The organism is Candidatus Pantoea communis (assembly GCF_011752685.1).
GTDB lineage: Bacteria > Pseudomonadota > Gammaproteobacteria > Enterobacterales > Enterobacteriaceae > Pantoea > Pantoea communis.
Map to the genome: position 1 here is coordinate 30300 of NZ_VWXC01000007.1, position 21471 is coordinate 51770.

General features: G+C 55.8%; 17 protein-coding genes. 10 read left to right on the forward strand and 7 right to left on the reverse strand.

The window, feature by feature from the left end:
• Positions 1-14 precede the first annotated feature (14 nt).
• The 3 genes from sstT to F3J37_RS11075 all read right to left on the reverse strand — a co-directional run bounded on the left by sstT (position 15) and on the right by F3J37_RS11075 (position 3703).
• Positions 15-1259: a serine/threonine transporter SstT gene (gene sstT / locus F3J37_RS11065; RefSeq protein WP_166933409.1), complete on the reverse strand. Its 1245-nt coding sequence runs from the start codon at positions 1257-1259 to the stop codon at positions 15-17.
• A gap of 228 nt (positions 1260-1487) precedes the next feature.
• On the reverse strand, positions 1488-2459 hold the full coding sequence (locus F3J37_RS11070; protein ID WP_166933410.1) for a TerC family protein: 972 nt from the start codon (positions 2457-2459) through the stop codon (positions 1488-1490).
• Positions 2460-2722: 263 nt separating this feature from the next.
• On the reverse strand, positions 2723-3703 hold the full coding sequence (locus tag F3J37_RS11075) for a Gfo/Idh/MocA family protein (RefSeq protein WP_058959522.1): 981 nt from the start codon (positions 3701-3703) through the stop codon (positions 2723-2725).
• A 139-nt stretch (positions 3704-3842) separates the two neighbouring features.
• On the opposite strand from F3J37_RS11075, the gene F3J37_RS11080 reads away from it, so the two are divergent.
• Complete coding sequence (locus F3J37_RS11080) at positions 3843-5522, forward strand: chloride channel protein (RefSeq protein ID WP_166933411.1); 1680 nt, start codon at positions 3843-3845, stop codon at positions 5520-5522.
• Here F3J37_RS11080 and F3J37_RS11085 read toward each other — a convergent pair.
• On the reverse strand, positions 5519-6019 hold the full coding sequence (locus tag F3J37_RS11085) for a M48 family metallopeptidase (protein WP_166933412.1): 501 nt from the start codon (positions 6017-6019) through the stop codon (positions 5519-5521). The two genes, F3J37_RS11080 and F3J37_RS11085, sit on opposite strands and share 4 nt — an antisense overlap.
• Positions 6020-6100: 81 nt before the next feature.
• Here F3J37_RS11085 and rlmG point away from each other — a divergent pair, with 81 nt between their 5' ends.
• Positions 6101-7219, forward strand: coding sequence for a 23S rRNA (guanine(1835)-N(2))-methyltransferase RlmG (gene rlmG / locus F3J37_RS11090; RefSeq protein ID WP_166933413.1), 1119 nt, complete (start codon positions 6101-6103; stop codon positions 7217-7219).
• Here the strand turns inward: rlmG and F3J37_RS11095 are convergent, their stop codons facing one another.
• Positions 7220-9223 (reverse strand): NADPH-dependent 2,4-dienoyl-CoA reductase, encoded by a 2004-nt coding sequence (locus F3J37_RS11095; protein WP_166933414.1) that lies wholly within the window; start codon positions 9221-9223, stop codon positions 7220-7222.
• A gap of 472 nt (positions 9224-9695) precedes the next feature.
• Between F3J37_RS11095 and idnD the strand changes: the two genes are divergently transcribed.
• The 3 genes from idnD to F3J37_RS11110 all read left to right on the forward strand — a co-directional run bounded on the left by idnD (position 9696) and on the right by F3J37_RS11110 (position 12900).
• Positions 9696-10727 (forward strand): L-idonate 5-dehydrogenase, encoded by a 1032-nt coding sequence (gene idnD, locus F3J37_RS11100; protein WP_166933415.1) that lies wholly within the window; start codon positions 9696-9698, stop codon positions 10725-10727.
• A 9-nt stretch (positions 10728-10736) separates the two neighbouring features.
• Positions 10737-11501, forward strand: coding sequence for a gluconate 5-dehydrogenase (gene idnO / locus F3J37_RS11105; protein ID WP_166933417.1), 765 nt, complete (start codon positions 10737-10739; stop codon positions 11499-11501).
• Between the two features lie 79 nt (positions 11502-11580).
• On the forward strand, positions 11581-12900 hold the full coding sequence (locus F3J37_RS11110; RefSeq protein ID WP_045831845.1) for a gluconate:H+ symporter: 1320 nt from the start codon (positions 11581-11583) through the stop codon (positions 12898-12900).
• A 31-nt stretch (positions 12901-12931) separates the two neighbouring features.
• Here the strand turns inward: F3J37_RS11110 and F3J37_RS11115 are convergent, their stop codons facing one another.
• On the reverse strand, positions 12932-13642 hold the full coding sequence (locus F3J37_RS11115; protein WP_166933418.1) for a purine nucleoside phosphorylase YfiH/LACC1 family protein: 711 nt from the start codon (positions 13640-13642) through the stop codon (positions 12932-12934).
• Between the two features lie 109 nt (positions 13643-13751).
• On the opposite strand from F3J37_RS11115, the gene F3J37_RS11120 reads away from it, so the two are divergent.
• The 4 genes from F3J37_RS11120 (at position 13752) to F3J37_RS11135 (ending at position 18971) form a co-directional block, all read left to right on the forward strand.
• Complete coding sequence (locus F3J37_RS11120) at positions 13752-14561, forward strand: 5'-nucleotidase, lipoprotein e(P4) family (RefSeq protein ID WP_166933419.1); 810 nt, start codon at positions 13752-13754, stop codon at positions 14559-14561.
• A gap of 580 nt (positions 14562-15141) precedes the next feature.
• Positions 15142-15780 carry a carbonic anhydrase gene (locus F3J37_RS11125; RefSeq protein WP_166933598.1) on the forward strand — a complete coding sequence of 213 codons (639 nt, stop codon included), beginning with the start codon at positions 15142-15144 and terminating at the stop codon, positions 15778-15780.
• Complete coding sequence (locus F3J37_RS11130; protein WP_166933421.1) at positions 15777-17252, forward strand: SulP family inorganic anion transporter; 1476 nt, start codon at positions 15777-15779, stop codon at positions 17250-17252. The genes F3J37_RS11125 and F3J37_RS11130 overlap by 4 nt, the downstream gene beginning before the upstream one ends.
• Positions 17253-17546: 294 nt before the next feature.
• On the forward strand, positions 17547-18971 hold the full coding sequence (locus F3J37_RS11135) for a GGDEF domain-containing protein (protein WP_166933423.1): 1425 nt from the start codon (positions 17547-17549) through the stop codon (positions 18969-18971).
• A 223-nt stretch (positions 18972-19194) separates the two neighbouring features.
• Here the strand turns inward: F3J37_RS11135 and ddlA are convergent, their stop codons facing one another.
• On the reverse strand, positions 19195-20289 hold the full coding sequence (gene ddlA, locus F3J37_RS11140) for a D-alanine--D-alanine ligase (protein ID WP_166933425.1): 1095 nt from the start codon (positions 20287-20289) through the stop codon (positions 19195-19197).
• 142 nt (positions 20290-20431) lie between these two features.
• Between ddlA and F3J37_RS11145 the strand changes: the two genes are divergently transcribed.
• Positions 20432-21175: an HAD-IIB family hydrolase gene (locus tag F3J37_RS11145; RefSeq protein WP_166933427.1), complete on the forward strand. Its 744-nt coding sequence runs from the start codon at positions 20432-20434 to the stop codon at positions 21173-21175.
• The last annotated feature ends 296 nt before the right edge of the window (positions 21176-21471 follow it).

The window sequence follows — 21471 nt, forward strand, 5'->3', positions numbered from 1 at the left end:
TGTGCAATGCCAATTTATTCTGTTTCAGACACCGTACGCGGTTCGCGCTCGGCTTCCGCCTGGCACACCGCTGCCGTAAACAGAATGTCGGTTGAAGAGTTCAGCGCCGTCTCGGCGGAATCCTGCAATACGCTGATGATAAAGCCGATGGCCACCACCTGCATCGCCAGGTCATTCGGAATCCCGAACATGTTACAGGCGACCGGAATCAACAGCAGCGAACCGCCGGCCACACCCGAGGCGCCACAGGCACAAATCGAGGCCACAAAACTCAGCAGGATTGCCGTCGGCACATCCACGGAAATGCCCAGCGTGTGTACCGCCGCCAGTGTCAGCACCGTGATGGTGGTCGACGCGCCCGCCATACTGATCGTCGCGCCAAGCGGAATAGACACAGAATAAGTATCTTCATCAAGATTCAGGCGTTTGGCGATCGCCATATTTACTGGAATATTTGCGGCAGAGCTGCGGGTAAAGAAGGCGGTCACGCCACTTTCACGGATGCAGGTAAACACCAGCGGATAAGGGTTACGACGAATCTTTTGGAACACCAGAATCGGATTCACCACCAATGCCATGATGGCCATGCATCCCAGCAGCAGCGCCAGCAGCGTTGCGTACTCCTCAAGTGCACCAAAGCCGGTTGAGGCCAGAATCGAGGCCACCAGACCAAAAATCCCCAGCGGCGCACAGCGAATCACGCAACGCACCACCCACGTCGCCGCATGCGAAGCATCGGTAAGAAACGCCTTGCTGCTTGGGCTGGCATGGCGGAAAGCCAGACCGAGGCCGATGGCCCACACCAAAATGCCGATGTAATTGGCGTTGAGTAACGCGTCAATCGGGTTAGCCACCATGCTCATCAACAGACCGTGCAGCACTTCGGTAATGCCAGACGGCGGTGAAATTTCGGTTGCGCCCACGTTCATTGACAGAGTTTGCGGGAACAGATGGCTCAAGGTGACCGCGACCACAGCGGCAAAGAAGGTGCTCAACAGATAGAGCATGATGATGGGACGGATGTTGGTTTTCTGCCCTTGTTGATGATTAGCAATCGAAGAAATCACCAAAACCAACACCAGCAGCGGGGCCACCGCCTTCAGGGCGCGAACGAACAGTTCACCCAGCAGACCTACGGCCAGAGCGGCATCACGTGAGAACCACGCCAGCGCTACGCCGGCAATCAGGCCAATCATGATTTGTTTTACCAGGCTTCCTGCGAACAGCGCGCCCAGACGTCCAATAAAGTTATTTAGCATAGTTCGGTCTTTTTATAGCGGTATGAGTGTTGTGCGCGGTTGCTCCGCGCCAAACGGTTTGCCCGGCGGAGTATAAGGAAAAGTCCTGGTGAGGGAAGAGATAATTCTGGACGTGCGGCGCAGATCGGTTTTTTGATCTGCTGACGATATGAAATGTGACAGAGCTATGAAAGGTGAAATTTGCAGCTGGCGAAACAAAGCAGGGGCGATTACCGCCCCTGCAGAAGATTATGATGAGATGCGTTTCTGGTCGTTTCTGTGGTTAACCCAGGCGTTAATCAGCAGGGTACCGCCCAGAATCACGCCCACCACCGACAGTGAGATGCCCACCGGGATATGGTAGAACTCGACGATCAGCATCTTGATACCGATAAACACCAGCACAATCGCCAGGCCATATTTCAGCATCGAGAAGCGCTCAGCCACGTTCGCCAGCAGGAAGTACATGGCGCGCAGACCGAGAATCGCGAACAGGTTCGAGGTCAGGACGATAAAGGGATCGGTCGTCACTGCGAAGATCGCCGGAATACTATCAACCGCGAAAATCACATCGCTTAGCTCCACCATGATCAGCACCAGCAGTAGCGGGGTGGCAAACAGCACCCCGTTTTTGCGGGTGAAGAACTTCTCGCCTTCGAGATTATCCGTCATGCGCAGATGTTTACGCAGCCAGCGCACCACCGGTTTGTCGCCCACCGCCACGTCATCGCCTTCTTTGGCAAACGCCATTTTCAGGCCGGTGAACAGCAGGAAAGCGCCGAACACGTAGAGGATCCAGCTGAACTGCGTCACCAGATAGCTGCCGGCGAAGATCATGATGGTACGCAATACGATCGCGCCCAGCACGCCATACACCAGCACGCGGCGTTGCAGGTTTGCCGGAATAGCGAAGTAGCTGAACAGCATCAGCCAGACGAAGACGTTGTCCACCGCCAGCGCTTTTTCCAGCACGTAGCCGGTGAGGAAAGCGAGGGTTTGTGCGGTCGCCACTTCTCGGCCGGCGGTGCCTTCGAGGTACCACCAGAACGCGGCGCTGAACAGCAGGGAAACGGAGATCCACACCAGCGACCAAACGGCGGCCTGCTTAAATGACATGGTTTGTGCGCCGCGACGTCCCTGTAAGAAGAGATCGATCGCCAGCATGATGAGCACAACAACAGCGAAGCTGCCCCAGAGTAACGGTGTGCCTACAGTGTGCATAGTTGTAATCCTGTCCGGAAAATAAAAAAGCGGCTAAGTCAGAAGACGTTAGCCGCTTTGATCAAGCTGCAAGCAAACCTCGCCTTCCGGCAAGGTCTCACTTACAACTCAGAATAGATTCCGGGTTGCCTGACGACCGGATGCGTTTAGCATCGTAATGACGATCAATCAGCTTACAAGTTACTCCCCTTTGCAGCGGTCAAGATACGTCCAACGGCTGAGGTATTCAATGGGGAGTTTGAAATATTCTGCAATATTTACACTTAAGCCTGGTCTGCCGGGAACACCACGCCAGTCTGGCGGCGGATTTCCGTCAGCAGTTTTGCTGTGATGCGCGAGGCTTCCAGTGCCGGATGCTCGACCTGGCGCTGCTCAACCCGTTGGGCAAAGGCCTCGGCTTCATACAGCATGGTGTTGATATGCTGCGGTTGCGTCAGATTCTGGCTCTCGCCACCGCGTGGGATAAAGCGTAACTGCTGGCATTCCGAGATTTTCTCAATCACCAGTGAGCCGGCCTCGCCCTGAATTTCGCTCGGGATCAGTGAATCGCTCACCTTGGAGTGCAGCAGCGTGACATCAAAATCGCCGTAGCTCAGCACCACCACACCGTGCGCATCAACGCCACTCTCCAGCAGCGAAGCCTGCGCTTTCACCTGCTGCGGTTCGCCCCACAATGTGACGGCAGCAGCCAGGCAGTAAAAGCCAATGTCCATAATCGAGCCGTTCGACCAGCGCGGATTAAAGGTATTGGGATTTTCGCCGTCGAGATAACGCTGATAGCGTGAGGAGTACTGGCAGTAGTTAATCAACGCTTTACGCAGCTTGCCAAGTTGCGGCAGGGTGTTCTGCAGTTGCAGGAAGGTCGGCAGGCTGGCAGTTTTAAACGCCTCGAACAGTACTACCTGATGCTGGCGCGCGCAGGCGATCATCGCCTCGGCCTCACGCAGATTCGATGCCATCGGCTTTTCGCAAATCACATGTTTGCCGTGCGACATAAACAACATCGCTTGCTCAGCGTGTAACGCATTCGGGCTGGCGATATACACCGCATCGATTTCCGGGCTGGCCGCCAAATCGTCGAGGGAAGTGAAGGTAAGTTTGCAGGGATAGTCAGCGATAAAGGCATCCGCCTGTGACTGCTGGCGCGAATAGACACCGCTTAACTTCATTTTGCCGGTCTCATGCGCGGCGTCGATAAACTGGCGGGTTATCCAGTTGGTTCCCACAATGGCAAAACGAATCACGGCTTTGTACTCCTGCAACAGTAAAGCGGCAGAGTAGCATGTTCAGCGGATCGTTCGTCAGACGAAATTTGATCATGCGATCCGCATTCCAATATGATGATGCGGCACATTTTTTTAACCAGCTAGCGGGGACGCGCGGGTGAGTGGAAGTAAACATGCATTGAACTGGACCACACTGCTGATTGCTATCCCCGTGGGATTCGTCGCGTCGCTGGTGACCTTAGCCTTTCGCGGCGTCATTGATCTGATTAACCGCCTGCTGTTTAACAGCGACAGCGAAATCACTGTGGCGATGCACGTCTGGCCATGGATCTTCTGGCCGCTGCTGGTGGGCGCGGGCGGTGTGCTGGCGGGGTTCTTCCTGCGCTATGCGGTGGCGATTGAGAAACAGGAAACGGTTAAAACCGACTATCTCGAAGTGATCAACGCGCGCCTGGATGCGGTGCCGACCAAAACTTCGCTGTTCCGCGCACTCTCCTCGATTGCCAGTATCGGCAGCGGTGCTTCGATTGGTAAAGAGGGGCCGATGGTGCAGCTCTCCGCGCTGAGTGGCAGCCTGATGGGCCGCTGGTTTCCGCAGATGCGTAACAGCGATATTGTGGCGATGGCGGCAGCGGCCGGGCTCTCTTCGGTGTACCACGCACCGCTGGCCTCGGCGATATTTGTCGCTGAGATTGCCTTTGGTATCTCAGCGCTACAGCGGCTGATCCCGCTAATTGTCGCCTCGGCGGTGGCGGTGATGACCATGTGGTCACTTGGCTTTCGTAGTGCGCTCTATCCGCTCTCCGAAGCCTTGTTCCAGATGGATATCAGCAGTTTGTTGATGACCATCGTGATTGGTTTGGTAGCCGGTTTAGCCGGTTGGTTGCTGATCAAGTTGATTGCCCGCAGCAAAATGCTATTTGGTCGTGTAAAGTCATTGCCTGCGCGTCTGGGACTTGGTGGCTTAGCGGTGGGTTTGCTGGCATTGATCTCCACCGATATTCTGGGCAACGGCTACGAAGTGATCGTGAAGATCATCGATGGTCACTATGTACTGGCCGGATTGATTGGCCTGCTGGTGCTCAAAACCCTGGCCACCACGCTGTCGGTGGGATCGAACGCGGTGGGCGGTCTGTTTACCCCTTCGCTACTGATTGGTGCGCTGCTCGGCGTGGCGCTGGCGCAGATGGGCGGGGCACTTCATCTGCCGGTTGGCGATACCCTGCTTTACGCGGCGATTGGTATGGCGGCGGTATTAGCGGCCGTGAGTCAGGCGCCGTTAATGGCGATGCTGATGGTGCTGGAGATGACGCTCAACAGCAGCCTGTTATTCCCGATCATGATCGCCTCGGTGCTGGCTTCCATGGTGGTGTACCGACTGCAATCGGCCAGCACCTATCCGGTGGTGAGCAACCACTTTAGCCGCTCAGAAGCCAAATTCGATTTCGATAATATGCGCGTAGATCAGCTGATCATTCCTGGTGCGGCGCTCCAGCCGGAAGAGTCTGTGGGGCAGGCGCTGGCTGTGAGTTCGCTGAAGCGCGAACGCTATGTGTATGTGATCAACAGTGCGGGGCAGTTTCTGGGGGTAGTATCGATCCATGACATCTCGCGCAAAGTGTTATCGCAGGAGATCACCCTGGATTCCCCGGTCAGCAGCGTGATGGATGATAACTTCCCGTGCATTTATCATAACCAGAGTATGCGTGAAGGCTGGGAGGCCTTTGCCCGCGTGACGCTGGAGCGTTTACCGGTGCTCAACAACCCGCAGGAGCGCCGCTTTATGGGCGCCTTGACCAAAACCAGTTTGATTCAGAAGGCGCAGGAGTTTCTTTAAGCCGCGTTACCGCGCATCGCCTGATCCGTCATCCACAGGCGCGCATCGAACTCCAGCTGGTGGTAATCCGGTTCCATATGGCAGCAGAGTTGGTAGAACGCTTTGTCGTGATCTTTCTCTTTCAGGTGTGCCAGTTCGTGCACCACGATCATGCGCAGGAACGGTTCCGGTGCCAGACGGAAGAAGGTGGAGATGCGAATCTCGGCTTTGGCTTTGAGATTGCCACCCTGCACGCGCGAGATGGCGGTGTGCAGGCCAAGCGCATGTTTCATCACCTTGATTTTGTTATCCCAGATCACTTTGCTCACTGGCGGCGCGCTGCGCATATAGCGGCTTTTCATTGCCTGGGTGTAATCATACAGCGCACGGTCACTGACAATATTGTGCGTGTCAGGATAGCGTTCCTGCAAAAAGCTGCCCAATCGCTGATTATCGATCAGCAACTGCACCTGTTCGAGGATGTTTTCAGGATAACCCTGCAGATAGATTAATGACATTGGGATTCCCGACGAAAGACAGTATACTGCGCCCCCTTTTTAGGGCGAAAATCGCGCAAAGTGTACCACGCCGGAGATTCCATGAGCCAACTTGAACTGACCAATCGCACGCTGACCTTGCAGCGCTTCCCGCCGATGCGTGAAGAAAGCCCGTTACAGGCGTGGGATTCCGCCGATGAATATCTGTTGCAGCAAGAACTGCCAGAAGGACCGGTGCTGGTGTTCAACGACAGCTTTGGTGCGCTGACCTGCGGACTGAACGGCCGTGAAGTGTGGCACGTCAGCGACTCGCTGCTGAGCGAGCAGGCGGCGAAGCAGAACCTGCGTCTCAATGAGATGGATGAAGATCAGGTGCACTTTATCGATAGCCTGGCGCCGCTGCCTGCTGCGCCTGCCGTCGTGCTGATTAAAATCCCGAAAGCGCTGGCCCTGCTGGAGCACCAGTTGCGCGCGCTGCGTAAAGTGGTGACGCCAGACACACTGATCCTCGGCGCGGCAAAAGCCAAAGACATCCACAACTCCACGCAGCAGTTGTTCGATCGCATTCTCGGTGAGAGCAAAACCTCACTGGCGTGGAAGAAATCGCGCCTGATTTACTGCACTTACAGCGCGCCCAAACTGCCGGAGGTGTCAGAGACCACGGTGTGGCCGCTGGACGATTCCTCTTACCAGATTCACAACCACGCTAACGTGTTCTCTCGCGGATCGCTGGACGTGGGTGCGCGTTTCTTTATGCAGCATCTGCCGTCAGATATTGAAGGGGAAATCCTCGATCTTGGCTGCGGCAACGGCGTGATTGGTTTATTGGCGCTGGAACAGAACCCGCAGGCGGACGTGCTGTTCTATGACGAATCCTACATGGCCGTGGCGTCCAGCAAGTTGAACGTGGAAGTAAACCGTCCGCAGGATCTGGCGCGCTGTCAGTTCCGCGTCAACAACGTGCTGAGTGGCTTCCCGTCGGATCGTCTGCACGCGGTACTGTGCAACCCGCCGTTCCATCAGCAGCACGCGGTGACCGATCATCTGGCCTGGCAAATGCTGCGTGATGCCAAACGTTGTCTGCAGTACGGCGGCGAGTTGCGTATTGTCGGCAACCGCCACCTCGGTTATCACGTCAAAATGAAAAAGCTGTTTGGCAACTGTGAGCTGGTGGCGTCTAACGCCAAGTTCGTGGTGCTGCGTTCGGTCAAACTGCGTTAATCACACGCTGAGCGCCAGCTCAGTGGCCTGTGCGATGGCGCGGCGAGCATCCAGCTCCTGCGCCACATCGGCTCCACCAATTATTTTTACCGCTTTGCCGCGTGCGGCTAGCTCGTCCGCCAGCTCACGCAGCGGCTCCTGCCCGGCACAAATCACCACGTTATCCACCGCCAGAGTGACGGCTTCGCCCTGATGGCGCAGGTGCAATCCTGCATCATCAATCTTCAGATACTCCACGTCGCCCCACATCTGCACGCCGTGTGCCTGCAAACTGGCGCGATGGATCCAACCAGTGGTTTTCGCCAGCCCGGCGCCGGGCTTGCCCGATTTACGCTGTAACAGCCAGATTTGCCGATCCGCTGCCAGCGGCTGTGGGCGCACTAATCCGCCGCGCGCCTGTAAGCTCTGATCGATGCCCCAGCTCTGATAGAAATCTTCGTGCGCGTTTTGATGCAGCAAAAACTCGGCGGTATCAAAGCCAATACCGCCCGCACCGATAATGGCCACGCGCTGGCCGACCGGCTTTTTATCGCGAATCACATCGAGGTAGCTGAGTACGCTGGCATGGTCGATGCCGGGAATCGATAGCTGACGCGGCGCAATCCCGGTGGCGATCACCACTTCATCCACACTTTCCAGCTCGTCAGCGCTCACGCGATGCCCGGTGCGAATCGCCACGCCCTGTGTCTCCAGCTGATGGCGGAAGTAGCGCAGCGTCTCGTTAAACTCCTCTTTACCGGGAATCTGACGCGCAATATTAAACTGGCCGCCAATCTGCGCATCGGCTTCATACAGCGTGACCTGATGGCCGCGCTCGGCTGCCTGTAGCGCGAACGCCATACCCGCCGGGCCGGCACCGACCACCGCAATCTGTTTAGGCTGTTCAGCAGGGATCACCGGCATCAGGGTTTCATGGCAGGCGCGGGGATTGACCAGACAGGAAGTGACCTTGCCGACAAAGATCTGATCGAGACAGGCCTGATTGCAGGCGATGCAGGTGTTGATGGCCTCCGGCTGCCCGGCCTGTGCTTTGCGCACAAAGGCGGCATCGGCAAGAAACGGGCGCGCCATCGACACCATATCGGCAATGCCATCGCGCAGCAGCGATTCCGCCACCTGCGGATGGTTGATACGGTTGGTGGCGATCACTGGCACTGACACCGCCTCGCGCAGATGCTGCGTCACCCACGCAAAACCGGCACGCGGAACGCAGGTGGCGATGGTGGGAATGCGCGCTTCGTGCCAGCCAATGCCGCTGTTGAACAGGGTGACGCCGCGCTGCTCCAGCGCCTTTGCCAGCGTCAGCGTCTCTTCCAGCGAACTGCCGTTGTTCACCAGATCGAGCATCGACAGGCGGAAGATGATGATAAACGCCGGGCCGACCGCTTCGCGCACCGCCTGCGTGACTTCCAGCGCAAAGCGACGACGGCGCTGCACATCGCCGCCCCACTCATCGTCGCGATGATTGGTGTGCGCTACCAGGAACTGATTAATCAGATAACCTTCGGAGCCCATGATCTCGACGCCGTCATAACCGGCCTGCTGGGCCAACCTGGCGCACCGGGCAAAGTCCGCAATGGTCTGACGAATCTCGCCATCGCTCAGTTCGCGCGGCGTGAATGGGTTAATCGGTGCCTGCAACGCTGAAGGCGCAACCAAATCGCGTTGATAGCTGTAACGCCCGGCATGCAGAATTTGCAGCGCGATTTTGCCGCCTTCTGCATGCACCGCATCGGTCAGGGTGCGATGCCAGTCGCACTGGCTCTCCTGATTGAGGATGGCGCCGCCGTGTGCCACCACGCCCTGTGGGTTGGGTGCGATGCCGCCAGTGACAATCAGTGCCACGCCTCCCCGCGCGCGTTCCGCATAAAACGCGGCTAATCGAGTGGCGCCATCAGTGTGTTCTTCCAGCCCGGTGTGCATGGAGCCCATCAGAAAGCGGTTCTTTAATTGGGTAAATCCCAGATCCAGCGGGGCAAACAGGTGGGCGTAATGCTCAGTCATGAACACAGTCTCGGAAAGTGGTCGGATGAGTTAACTTTAGCGGGAATTGGTTGGGATGGAAATTCGCGGTGTTCAGGCTGTGAGAAACCTCAAAAAAAGCAGGGCGACAGGTCGCAGGCGAAAGGTTCGGACTCCTTCGCCCGGCACGGGAAGAGACCTGTGCACCCTGAAACAGCTTGAAGATGAGGGCTAATGATTTAGCTCTATAGTTATGACTCCTGTCAGACTCAATCCAGACGACTTTCCCGGGTGAGGGTGCGGCGATAATGACATAGCTCACTGCGGTTAATCCCCAAGACGAGTCTTGGTTTTCCCCAGCAAACAGTGATCCCGCTTCCATCTTCTGTACGAGCAGTTCACGTTCCAGGTAACAGCTATTTCGTAACATGATTTAGAGTGATCTGGTTCACAGTTTTCAGCCTCTGATCCCGCTTTGATAGCCCCCATTGCAACAGCAACAAATGGGGAAACCATGAATATCGAAACGCAATCCTGCGTGATTACCGGGAAAAAACAGGTCAGCGTCGCACCGCAACAGGTGAAATGGGACGGCACAGGCACGCTGGTGCGTATTACGCGCGGCGGCATTTGTGGATCTGACCTGCATTACTATCAGGAAGGCAAAGTCGGCAGCTTCGAAGTCAAAATGCCGATGATCCTCGGTCATGAAGTGATTGGTCATGTGGTGGAGAGCGACAACCCGGACCTGAAGCCGAATCAGAAAGTGGCGGTCAATCCCTCCAAACCGTGCGGCGAGTGCAAATACTGCCAGCACGATCAGGAAAACCAGTGCACCTCCATGCGCTTCTTCGGCAGTGCGATGTATGTGCCGCATGTCGACGGCGGTTTCACCCAGTACAAAGTGGTGGACAGCAAACAGTGCGTGCCTTTCCCACAGGATGCCGATGAAACCGTGATGGTGTTTGCCGAGCCGCTGGCGGTGTGCATTCACGCCACCCATCAGGCGGGCGATCTTACCGGCAAGCACGTGTTCATTTCCGGCGTCGGTCCGATTGGCTGCTTAATTGCGGCGGCAGCGAAAGCGCGCGGTGCCGCCTCTGTGGTGTGCAGCGACATTAGCGAGCGTTCGCTGGAGATGGCGCAGCAGATGGGCGCGACCGATGTGATCCATGCCGCCGAGGGCGATTTCACGCCGTATCTGGCTGACAAAGGCTTTTTCGATGTGGCGTTTGAGGCCTCTGGCCATCCTTCCTCACTGCAGCGCTGCCTTGATGTGGTGTGCGCCAAAGGCACGCTGGTACAGGTCGGCATGGGCGGCACCATCCCGAACTTCCCGATCATGGCGCTGATTGCCAAAGAGATTCAGCTGGTCGGTTCTTTCCGCTTTACCCATGAATTCAACACCGCCGTCGAGTGGCTGGCGAACGGTGTGGTCAACCCGCTGCCGCTGTTCAGCGGTGAATACGATTTGCAGGACATCGACGCGGCCTTGCAGTTTGCTGGCGATAAAACTCGTGCGGCGAAAGTCCAGTTAACCTTTTAAGGAGCAGTGATGAGTCAGTTATTTTCCCTCGAAGGCAAGCGTGTATTACTCACCGGTTCGGCGCGCGGTATTGGTTTTCTGCTGGCGCGTGGCCTGGGTGAAGCCGGCGCAGAAGTGATCGTCAACGCCACCACCAAAGAGGGGGCAGAGCAGGGCGCGGCGAAACTGCGCGAGCTGGGCCTGCGCGCCCATGCCAAAGCCTTTGATGTGACGCAGTCTGCGCAGGTGCAGCAGGCGGTGGATGAGATTGAAGCCGAATGGGGACCGATTGATATTCTGGTCAATAACGCCGGGATCCAGCGCCGCCGTCCGTTCCTCGAATTCCCGGAGCAGGACTGGAATGACGTGATTGCCGTTAACCAGACCGCCGTGTTCCTGGTCTCTCAAACCGTGGCGAAAAGAATGGTCGATCGCCAGCGCGGTAAAATCATCAATATCGGTTCGATGCAAAGCGAACTGGGCCGCGACACCATCACGCCGTACGCCGCTTCCAAAGGCGCCGTCACCATGCTGACGCGCGGTATGTGCGTCGAGCTGGCGCGCCATAACATCCAGGTGAACGCCATCGCACCGGGCTACTTCGTCACGGAGATGACCCAGGCGCTGGCGGACGATCCGGCCTTTACCGGCTGGCTCACCAAACGCACGCCTGCCGCTCGCTGGGGTAAACCGGAAGAGCTGATTGGTGCTGCGGTGTTCCTCGCCTCGGGCGCTTCTGATTTTGTGAATGGTCACTTGCTGTTTGTTGATGGCGGTATGCGCGTCGCCGTGTAATGCCATGGCGCGGCTGGCATTTTCGCCGGGCCGCGCCTAAACCTTAATCACCCCTCTGTATTCCTAAGGATAATAAAAAATGCCAATAACCATTATTGTGCTGGGTGTGATACTGCTGCTGGTATTGATGATTGTATTTAAGGTCAACGGCTTTATTGCGTTGGTGTTTGTCTCGGCAGTGGTCGGTATTGCCGAAGGCATGACGCCGCTCAACGTGATGGCCTCAATCCAGAAAGGTATCGGTTCGACGCTCGGTGGATTAGCGATGATCCTCGGCTTCGGTGCCATGCTCGGGCGATTAGTTTCGGACACTGGTGCGGCACAACGCGTCGCCACCACCCTGATTGCCGCCTTTGGTAAAGAGCGGCTGCAATGGGCGCTGGTGGTCACCGGACTGATCGTCGGTCTGGCGATGTTCTATGAAGTGGGCTTTGTACTGTTGCTGCCGCTGGTGTTCACCATCGTCGCGGCGGCCGGTTTACCGCTGCTGTACGTCGGCGTGCCAATGGTGGCTGCACTCTCGGTGACGCACTGCTTCCTGCCGCCGCATCCCGGCCCAACCGCGATCGCCACCATCTTTGGCGCCAACCTCGGCACCACGCTGCTGTACGGCATGATCATCACCATTCCGACGGTGATCGTGGCCGGTCCGATCTTCTCGAAATTCCTTAAAAGCTTTGAGAAGTCACCGCCAGAAGGCTTGTACAACCCGAAGATCTTCACTGAAGAAGAGATGCCAGGTTTCGGTATCAGTATTTTTGCCGCCATCATCCCGGTGGTGCTGATGGCGATTGCGGCGGTGTTTGAGCTGACCACGCCAAAAGAGAACCCGCTGCGTCAGTTCTTTGAGTTCATCGGTAACCCGGCGGTGGCGCTGTTTATTGCCGTGGTGATCGCGGTGCTGACGCTGGGACTGCGCAACGGTCGCAAGATGGAAGAAGTGATGGATATGTGCGGCGAGTCGATTGCCGCCATCGCCATGATCGTCTTCATTATTGCCGGTGGTGGTGCGTTCAAGCAGGTGCTGGTGGACAGCGGCGTGGGCAACTATATCGCGGACATGATGAAGGGATCGTCACTGTCTCCGCTGCTGATGTGCTGGACAGTGGCAGCGATGCTGCGTATCGCGCTGGGATCGGCCACGGTTGCGGCGATCACCACCGCTGGGATCGTCACGCCGATCATCGCGGTGACCCATGCCGATCCGGCATTGATGGTGCTGGCGGTAGGTTCGGGCAGCGTGATCGCCTCACACGTCAACGATCCGGGCTTCTGGCTGTTTAAGGGCTACTTCAACCTGAGCGTGGTGGAGACCCTGAAAACCTGGACGGTGATGGAGACGCTGATCTCGATCCTCGGCCTGGCCGGTGTGCTGGCACTCAACGCCATCATTCACTGATGCAATCGGCTGCACAAGGACGTGCAGCCATTCAGTCGCGACGACGAATCCACGAAAATCGCGATTGATAGCCGCTGTCAAAATGGGTGTTGTAGCGATAGCTCGATCCCGACTCCGCCATGCAATAAGTGCAGACGTTTAACACCTCTATCTGTTCGGCAGGAATGCCACGCTGTAGCAGCAACCCTCGCGCCAGATGCGGCAAATCAAACCACACGCCCTGATGATGCGCTCGCGCTTGCGGACGAATCGCCGCGCTATTATGCGGTTGCTCGCTCGCCCACTGCAGCGCAGGTAAATCTGCACGTTGCTGCATCTGCGTCACCAAATCTTTGCCCAGCTCATAACAGCACGGACCAATCGCCGGTCCGATGGCGACATGCAGCGTTTCAGTGCGGGCGCCACGATTAAGCAAGCCGTCAATGGCACTGTTCAGCACTCCACTCAGCGTGCCTTTTAATCCGGCGTGCACTGCCGCCACCTGATGCTGCTCGCTATCAGCGAACAGTACCGGCAAACAGTCAGCGGTATACACCGCCACCGGCAGCTGGTTTTCCCCAATCACGCCATCGGACTCGCAGCTTTTCGGCGGCAGGTTTTGGGTTGCCAGTACCACCTGGGCGCTATGGCGCTGCTGGCCATAGGCGGCATCCGTGGGCACCGGTTGGCCCGCAGGCTGAAAGGCATAATCGAGCCACGGCAGGGCATCAAGCAGCGTTGAACGCGGTCCGGCATGTGACATAAGTGTCTCCTTTGACAGGGCGGCAGCTTTCTTCTGCCCACAGCTTACGTTAACTGCTACATTTTTAAAGCTTTACACAAACTGACCATAATCACTTAAGGATGATCTGATGAAAAACACCTCTTTGCTGGCAGCGTCCAGCATTCTTGCGTTGCTGCTAACAGGATGCGCGCAACCGGCCAAACAGCAGGCGCAGCAGCAGCTCGGCCAGCAATCGGTATTGGCAGTGAACTGGTTCCAGCAGTCCGGTGAGTATCAGGCATTAAGCTGGCAGGCATTTAACACTGCGCGCATGGCGTTTGATGCTGCGCCATCGCTGGCGGGCAAGCCGAAAGCGGTGATCGTCGATCTCGATGAAACCATGATCGATAACAGTGCCTATAGCGCATGGCAGGCGAAAAACGGCCAGCCGTTCTCTGGCAAAACCTGGTCAGCCTGGACTCAGGCGCGTCAGGCCACCGCCGTGCCGGGCGCGGTGGAGTTCGCCAACTACGTCAACAGCCACGGCGGCACCCTGTTCTACGTCTCGAACCGCGACCAGAAGGATTACGCCGCCACGGTGGACAACCTCAACAAGCTGGGCTTCAGCGGCGTGAGCGATAAAACCGTGCGTCTCAGCACCGGGAACTCCAATAAACAGGATCGCTTCGATGCGATTAAAAACGCCGGATATAACGTGGTGTTGTACGTGGGCGATAACCTGAATGATTTTGGTGGCGCGACCTGGCATCAGGGCAATGCACAGCGTCAGCAGTTCGTTAAGCTCAATCATCAGCATTTTGGTACGCAGTTTATCGTGCTGCCTAATCCGCTATACGGCGACTGGGAAAGCGGCATGGCGGAGAACTACAACAAACTGACGCCGGAACAGCAGCTTCAGGTACGTGAAGCGCGTATGAAAGCGTGGAACGGTAAATAATTCGTCAAGCGAATTAGCGCCTGTTGCGGCAGGCGCGGTGATTTTAATTCAGGACCAGTGATATTTACTTTTCATCGTCATTATTATTCTCCTTATTATTTTCCTGATCTCTTGCTTAATTACCGGTAAGTGATTGGCGGAAAATATCGTCATTCTGCTATTTACCCAGTGCATGACTCCAATCATAAACTTTATAATTAAGATTTTTCTCAACTCAAATCGTTCAATTCACCATACTAGTGCAATGGCATGAAAAGACTGCGTGTATATTTTTGTCGATTCATTCCAGATGCATAATTTAATATTCCAATTAATTGTATGATTTATATAACAAACAGTGTTTTTTAGTCAATTCTCTCTGCTTGCATTAAATTACTTTCAATCGACAATTCCTGACGTTTATTTTACAGGGAGTACGATTTTGTTGTGTGCGGAAATATTGATTGTGCAACCACAAGCATTAGCAGCTATAAACAATTTATGTGAGGAAGCTCTGCTTTCATCCTCCATCGATCGTCTTAGCGGCGTTTAAAACCCTGTGACTTAGCCTGAAATCGATATTTCTGGACGTAGAGAGAAGATAATTGTGACGACACTTAAACCCTTATTAGCGAAAAATCGCAGTTGGGCATTACAGCGCCGCGAGCGTAATCCAGATTATTTCGAACAATATCTGCATCAACAAAAACCGCATTCGCTGTGGATTGGCTGTTCCGATAGCCGCGTACCTGCCGAAGTGCTGACTGGCTCGCATCCCGGCGAACTGTTTGTGCATCGCAACATCGCCAATATGGTGGTGCCCGATGACGATAACCTGATGAGCGTGCTGCAATACGCGATTTTCTACATCGGCGTGGAGCGCATTGTCCTGTGTGGCCACTACGGCTGCGGCGGCGTGCAGGCCGCACTGGGGTTGCCCGCCAGCCCGCTGGCAAAAGAGGATTCGGCGCTGGCAAGACGCATCGCCGCGTTGCGCAGTGGTCTGCAGCAAGGATTGGTGGAATATCACGCCAGTGCTGAGGAAGAGGAGAGCAGCAAGCTCAACCGCTTAGTCGAAGCCAACGTCATCGCCCAGTTTGCTCAGTTAGTGACGTGTGAGCCAGTGCGACAGGCCTGGCAAGCCGGGCAAGCGCTGGAAGTGTTTGGTTGCGTGTATGACCTGCAGTCGGGTCATCTGAAAGAGCTTACTCAGCAATCTGCAGAGGAATCGGTGCCATGAATCTGAACACGCTGCGTCAGGATATTCCCGCCGGTCTGGTGGTGTTTTTGGTGGCGCTGCCGCTGTGCCTTGGCATCGCGCAGGCCAGCGGTTTACCGCCGTTTGCCGGATTGCTCACCGGGGTGATCGGCGGCCTGCTGGTCACTTCACTAAGTCCCTCGCGTTTTGCCGTCAGCGGCCCGGCGGCAGGTTTGGTGACTATTGTGGTGGCCTCGATCCAGACGCTTGGCAGCTTCTCCGCTTTCCTCACCGCGCTGATTCTGGCGGGCGTGTTGCAGTGCCTGCTTGGTTTGCTGCGAGCCGGTCGCTTCATTTCGCTGGTGCCGGGCAGTGTCATCAAAGGGATGCTGGCGGCGATCGGTATTTTGCTGATTATGCAGCAGATCCCGGTGGCCTTCGGTACCGCAGGTGATGCTGAGCTGGTGTCGCTGGTGAATGGCGAATTTCAGTTTTCGCTGAGTGCGATGCTGGTGGCGGGCATCGGTCTGCTGATTCTCTGGCTGTGGACTACGCCGATAGTGAAATCGGTCAAGCTGCTTGGTTGGATTCCGGGCCCACTGGTGGCGGTGTTGCTCGGCTGCATGGCGACGGTGTTTGGCGATCGCCTGTTCCCGAGCCTGGCGGAAGAGCTACCGCGCATTGCGTTACCGGCCTTTGATAGCCTGTCAGCGCTGGCGGCGGAACTGGAAACCCCGGACTGGCTGGCGTGGCAAAATCCTTCAGTCTGGGTGGTTGCCGTGACGCTGGCGCTGGTGGCAAGCCTGGAAACGTTGCTCAGTCAGGAAGCGCTGAAAAAACTGCGTCCGCAACATCCGGCACCTTCGCCAAATAAAGAGATGTTCGCACAGGGCATCGGCAACCTGACTGCTGGTTTCCTCGGTGCGATGCCGATTACGGCGGTGATCGTGCGCAGCTCGGTAAACGTTAGCGTCGGGGCGCAGACCAAACTGTCGATTCTGATCCACGGCGCGCTGTTGCTGATCTGCGGCTTGTGGTTCAGCGATCTGCTCAACGCCATTCCTTTAGCCAGCCTCGCCGCCGTCTTGCTGTATACCGGCTATAAGCTGGCAACACCGCGTCTGTTCATTGAACAGTTCCGCATGGGCGCTCAGCAGTACGTGCCGTTCCTCGCCACCATCGGCGGCATTATTGTGTTTGGCATGCTGGCGGGGATTGGTATCGGTATCGCCACACAGATTCTGTATAGCATCTACAAAAGCCACCGCAACGCGCTGCAGCTCACGCGCTATGACGATCACTACGTGCTGCGCTTCCAGCAAAACCTCACCTTTATGCACAACCCGAAACTGCAGGGGTTACTGGCGGAGATCCCGGAGAACAGCACGGTGATTGTCGATCACGATAACGCCGAGTACCTGGATCCGGACGTCAAAGCGGTGCTACAGGATTTCGGCGAAAACGCGCGCGATCGTGGTATTCGTCTGAGTCAGTGGCCCGTTGCGGTTAAATAGCAATAACGCTTTGCTGAAAAACTGGTTTTTCGCGTAAAAATCGGATATCTCGGATATCCGATTTTTTTATTTGCAGGGCATAATTGCAGCAGCTCTCATCCTTGTTTCTCGGGTTTCAACCCTGCTAGTGCGCTCACATCTCGCCGATCCGGCGCATTGAGTGCTGCCCAGTCGCAGAGTAGGATGACGAACACTCGCTTAATTGCCGAATCATCGCACAGTTATTTCAGGTTAAATGCTTGCTGATGCCCGTGGGCAAGAGGCAGCGATTTCCAGGTTACAGGGTTCAGACGTATGCGCGTTAAGCTGTTTGCTGAGAATAATTTAAAAAAGAATGCACTCTCGCTGTTCCTGATTACGCTTTTCTTCTGCTTTATTGGCAGTCATCTGCGCATTCCGGAGGAGTTCTCCCTGTTTTGGCCGGTGAACGCGCTGATTGCCGGTTTAATGGTGCGAAATCCTTTCCTGCATACCACGTCCAGCTATCTGGTGTGCTTTGCCGCGATGATTTTTAACGACACGGTGTTCTCCGGCTGGGCGCTGCCTGCGGTGACCGTGAACTTCGCCAATATCCTGTTTATCCTCGTTTCGGTCAGCATGTTGATCAAACACCTGCAGCCGCCTTCGGCCAACAGCCAGGTGTTCAACGCCATGCGCATCTTCCCGGCCTGTTTCCTCGGTGCCGCCGCCTGTGCCACTTGGGGCGCATGGGCGCAGGATATCGATTTCAATGCGCGCTTTGTGGTGGCGTGGGGCGACTGGTTTAGCGAGCAATTCTCGACTTCCCTGATGCTGTTGCCGGTGATGCTGGCGCGCTCCTTGCGCAACGTCTCACCGCGCACCTTGCTGCATCCGGGCAAGCTGTTGCCGCTGGCGGCAGTGGTGCTGTCATTGACCGTGGGAGCGATGATTGGCGGGGCAGGTAGCTTAACCTTCCCGGTACCGGCGCTGATCTGGTGCGCCATCGTGTTACCGATTCCTGTTACAAGCCTGGTGATCCTGATTACCGGCATCACTGAGATCGTTCTCGTTTCCCACGGCGTAATGAATATTCAGGGCGATGACGCACTGCTGCCGATCAGCCATCTCACCTCGGCGCGACTGGGTGTGGCAACGGTGGCCCTCAGCCCGATGCTGGTGGCAGTGAGTATGGATGCGATTCGTCAGCTCAATCATCGTCTGGCGCTGCGGGCGAACTTCGATTTCCTCACCCAGTTGCTGTCGCGTTCTGGCCTGTATGAAAGCCTGAAACAGGAGCCGTTCTCCTTACAGCGCGAAGCGGGCGTAGTGATGCTGGATGTCGACTATTTCAAAGCCATTAACGACAACTTTGGCCACGACGCCGGTGATGGCGTGCTGGAAGAGATTGCGCGCCGCATGCAACGCGTGGTGGGCAATCGCGGCATGGTGTGTCGCTTTGGTGGCGAAGAGTTTGTGGTGGTGGTGTTCGACTACAGCCATCTGCAACTTTACCAGCTGGCCGAAGCGATACGTCAGGCGATGGTCAAAGAGAAGTTCTGGATTCAGGGCAACACGGTGACGGTAACCGCCAGTTTAGGCCTGGCGCGCGGCAGTGCGCAGAGTGAGCGGGAATGGCCGGGCGTGATTAACCGTCTGGTGTCGGCAGCGGATAAAAATCTCTACCTCTCGAAACGCAATGGCCGTAACCAAACTTCTCCAGCGATGGAGCCGCGCAGCATGGTGAATGACGTGGCGTGAAGTGCGTGATGGTCGCCATGAGTGGCGACCATAGGATGGCTTGATGCTGGGTTGTTTTGGTCGCCGTGAATGGCGACCTTACGATGGCTTGGTGCTGGTTTTTTCGGTCGCCATTGATGACAACCTCACAACTGCCTGACGCTAATTTGTTTCGATCGCCATCAATGACAAACCTGTTTAACCGTTGTAGGGTGCGCATTCATGCGCACCCGGAACGTGAAGATTAAACGCTGCTTTTCAGCTGGCTGCTCTGCTGATGGCGTTGCTGCGCCAGCTCAATCAAGCGCGTAATCAAATCGCTGTAGCTTAATCCTGCCGCCTGCCACAACTTCGGATACATGCTGATATTGGTAAAGCCCGGCAGGGTATTCACCTCGTTCACCACGATCTCGCCGCTCTCGGTCAGGAACACATCGACGCGTGCCATACCAAAGCACTCCAGCGCCTGGAACGCGCGAATCGCCACGGCCCGAATTGCTTCGCTGGCTTGCTCGCTGATGGCGGCGGGCACCACCACTTGTGCACCGTCGGCGCTGATGTATTTGGTGTCGTACGAGTAGAAGGCATCATGCACCACCACTTCGCCACACGGGCTGGCTTCGGGTTCATCATTACCCAGCACCGCACACTCAATCTCGCGGCCTTTGATGCCTTGCTCAATCAGCACTTTACGATCGAAGGTAAAGGCCAGATCCAGCGCAGCCGCCAGATCGTCGATATGATCCACTTTGCTGACACCGACAGACGATCCCTGGTTGGCGGGCTTGATAAACAGCGGTAATCCGAACTGATCGATCACGGCTTGCGCATCCAGACGCGCACGCTGTGCCTGCGTCACGCTGATCCACGGCGCGACTTTTAAGCCTGCATCGCGCAGCAAACGCTTGGTGAAATCTTTGTCCATGCTCACTGCTGAGCCCAGCACATCCGATCCGACAAACGGCAGGTTCGCCATGCGCAACAAGCCCTGCAGCGATCCGTCTTCACCCAGGGTGCCGTGCACGATCGGGAAGATCACATCCAGCTGTGACAGCGGCTGTGCCTGCTGGCGAGTGATCAACTGCTGCGAAGCACTGCCCGGCACCAGCGCGACGTTTTCACCTGAGCGATTCAGGGCAATCAACGCCGGATTATCGGCATTGAGCAGGAAACCGGAAGCATCATTCAGATGCCACTCACCTTGTTTATCGATGCCCAGCAGCACCACCTCGTATTTGCTCTTATCGATGGCTTCGAGGATGTTTTTCGCTGATTGTAACGACACTTCATGCTCGGCCGATTTGCCACCAAACACGATTCCTACACGTTGTTTTGCCATTGGTCTTGATCCGATTGCGGTATAGCGAGTGGGTAAGATAGCACGGTCAGATTCAGCTCAGACAGCCTGAGTTTTACATGGCAATCAGGAGGTGATATTTTCGCCAACGGCTAATGATGGCCAACGAATTAAGGATGATTTGATGGGTATTTACGTATTCGATATTGATGGCACCATCTCAAAAGTTGGCTTAAAAGTGGAGCCTGAACTCTGCCAGAGCCTTGCCAGATTACAGCAACAACATCAGTTAATTTTTGCCTCCGCCAGACCCGTGCGCGATATGCTACCGATGCTCTCTGAAGAACTGCATACGGCAACCTTTATTGGCTGCAATGGCGGCATGGCGTATCAGGCGGGTGAAATTAAAACCAGTCATACGCTCAATCCCGCGTTTGTGAAGCAGGTTGTGCACCATCTGGTCGCTCTGGAGATCCCTTATGTGCTGGATGGCGAATGGAGTTTTTCGTTCTCCAGTCGAACGCATCCATTCCATGAATACATCCGCTCGCTCAGCAGTGAAGAGATCAGCGAACAAGCGTTGATGGAAGAGGGCGTGACGAAAATCCTGATGCTTTCAGACGCGCACAAAGCATCAGTCATGGCATTGATTGAAGCTGAAGATGTCAGTGTGCACACCCATCGTAGCGATGGTTTCTACGACATCACGCCACAGGGGAATAATAAACACCGCGCCCTGAGCGAACTGATTGGCAGCGAGAAATATACCGCGTTTGGTAACGATCAAAATGATTTCATCATGCTTAGCCATGCGGAAGTCGCCGTATTTATCGGCGAGGAAAAGGATTTTCCTCACGCCACGCATTACATCGAAATTGAGGCGATTCCTGAGCTGTTAATGCAGCTTGAGAGCGATGCAATTGCGTAAACATTTGATAAACAGAAGCGCAGTTGGATAGCAATTAACCGGCGCGAGGTTTACAATCGCGCCGAATTTTACCCAAGAGGATAACTGCATTGGACACCTGTCCCGAACGATTACAAAAGGTCCCTGCGGTAAGATAGCCCTCAACGCTGTCTTAACCGTGCGTTAAGACGGTGGATTTCCTTCCAGAATCTCCCCCTGTTTTTTTGCGTGATGCTGCTGAGTTTCAGCGGTAGCGGCACCGGCTGTAATCCATTTATTACCCCCTGAATTTCCGCCTGCCTGAAGCAGCGGAGTGA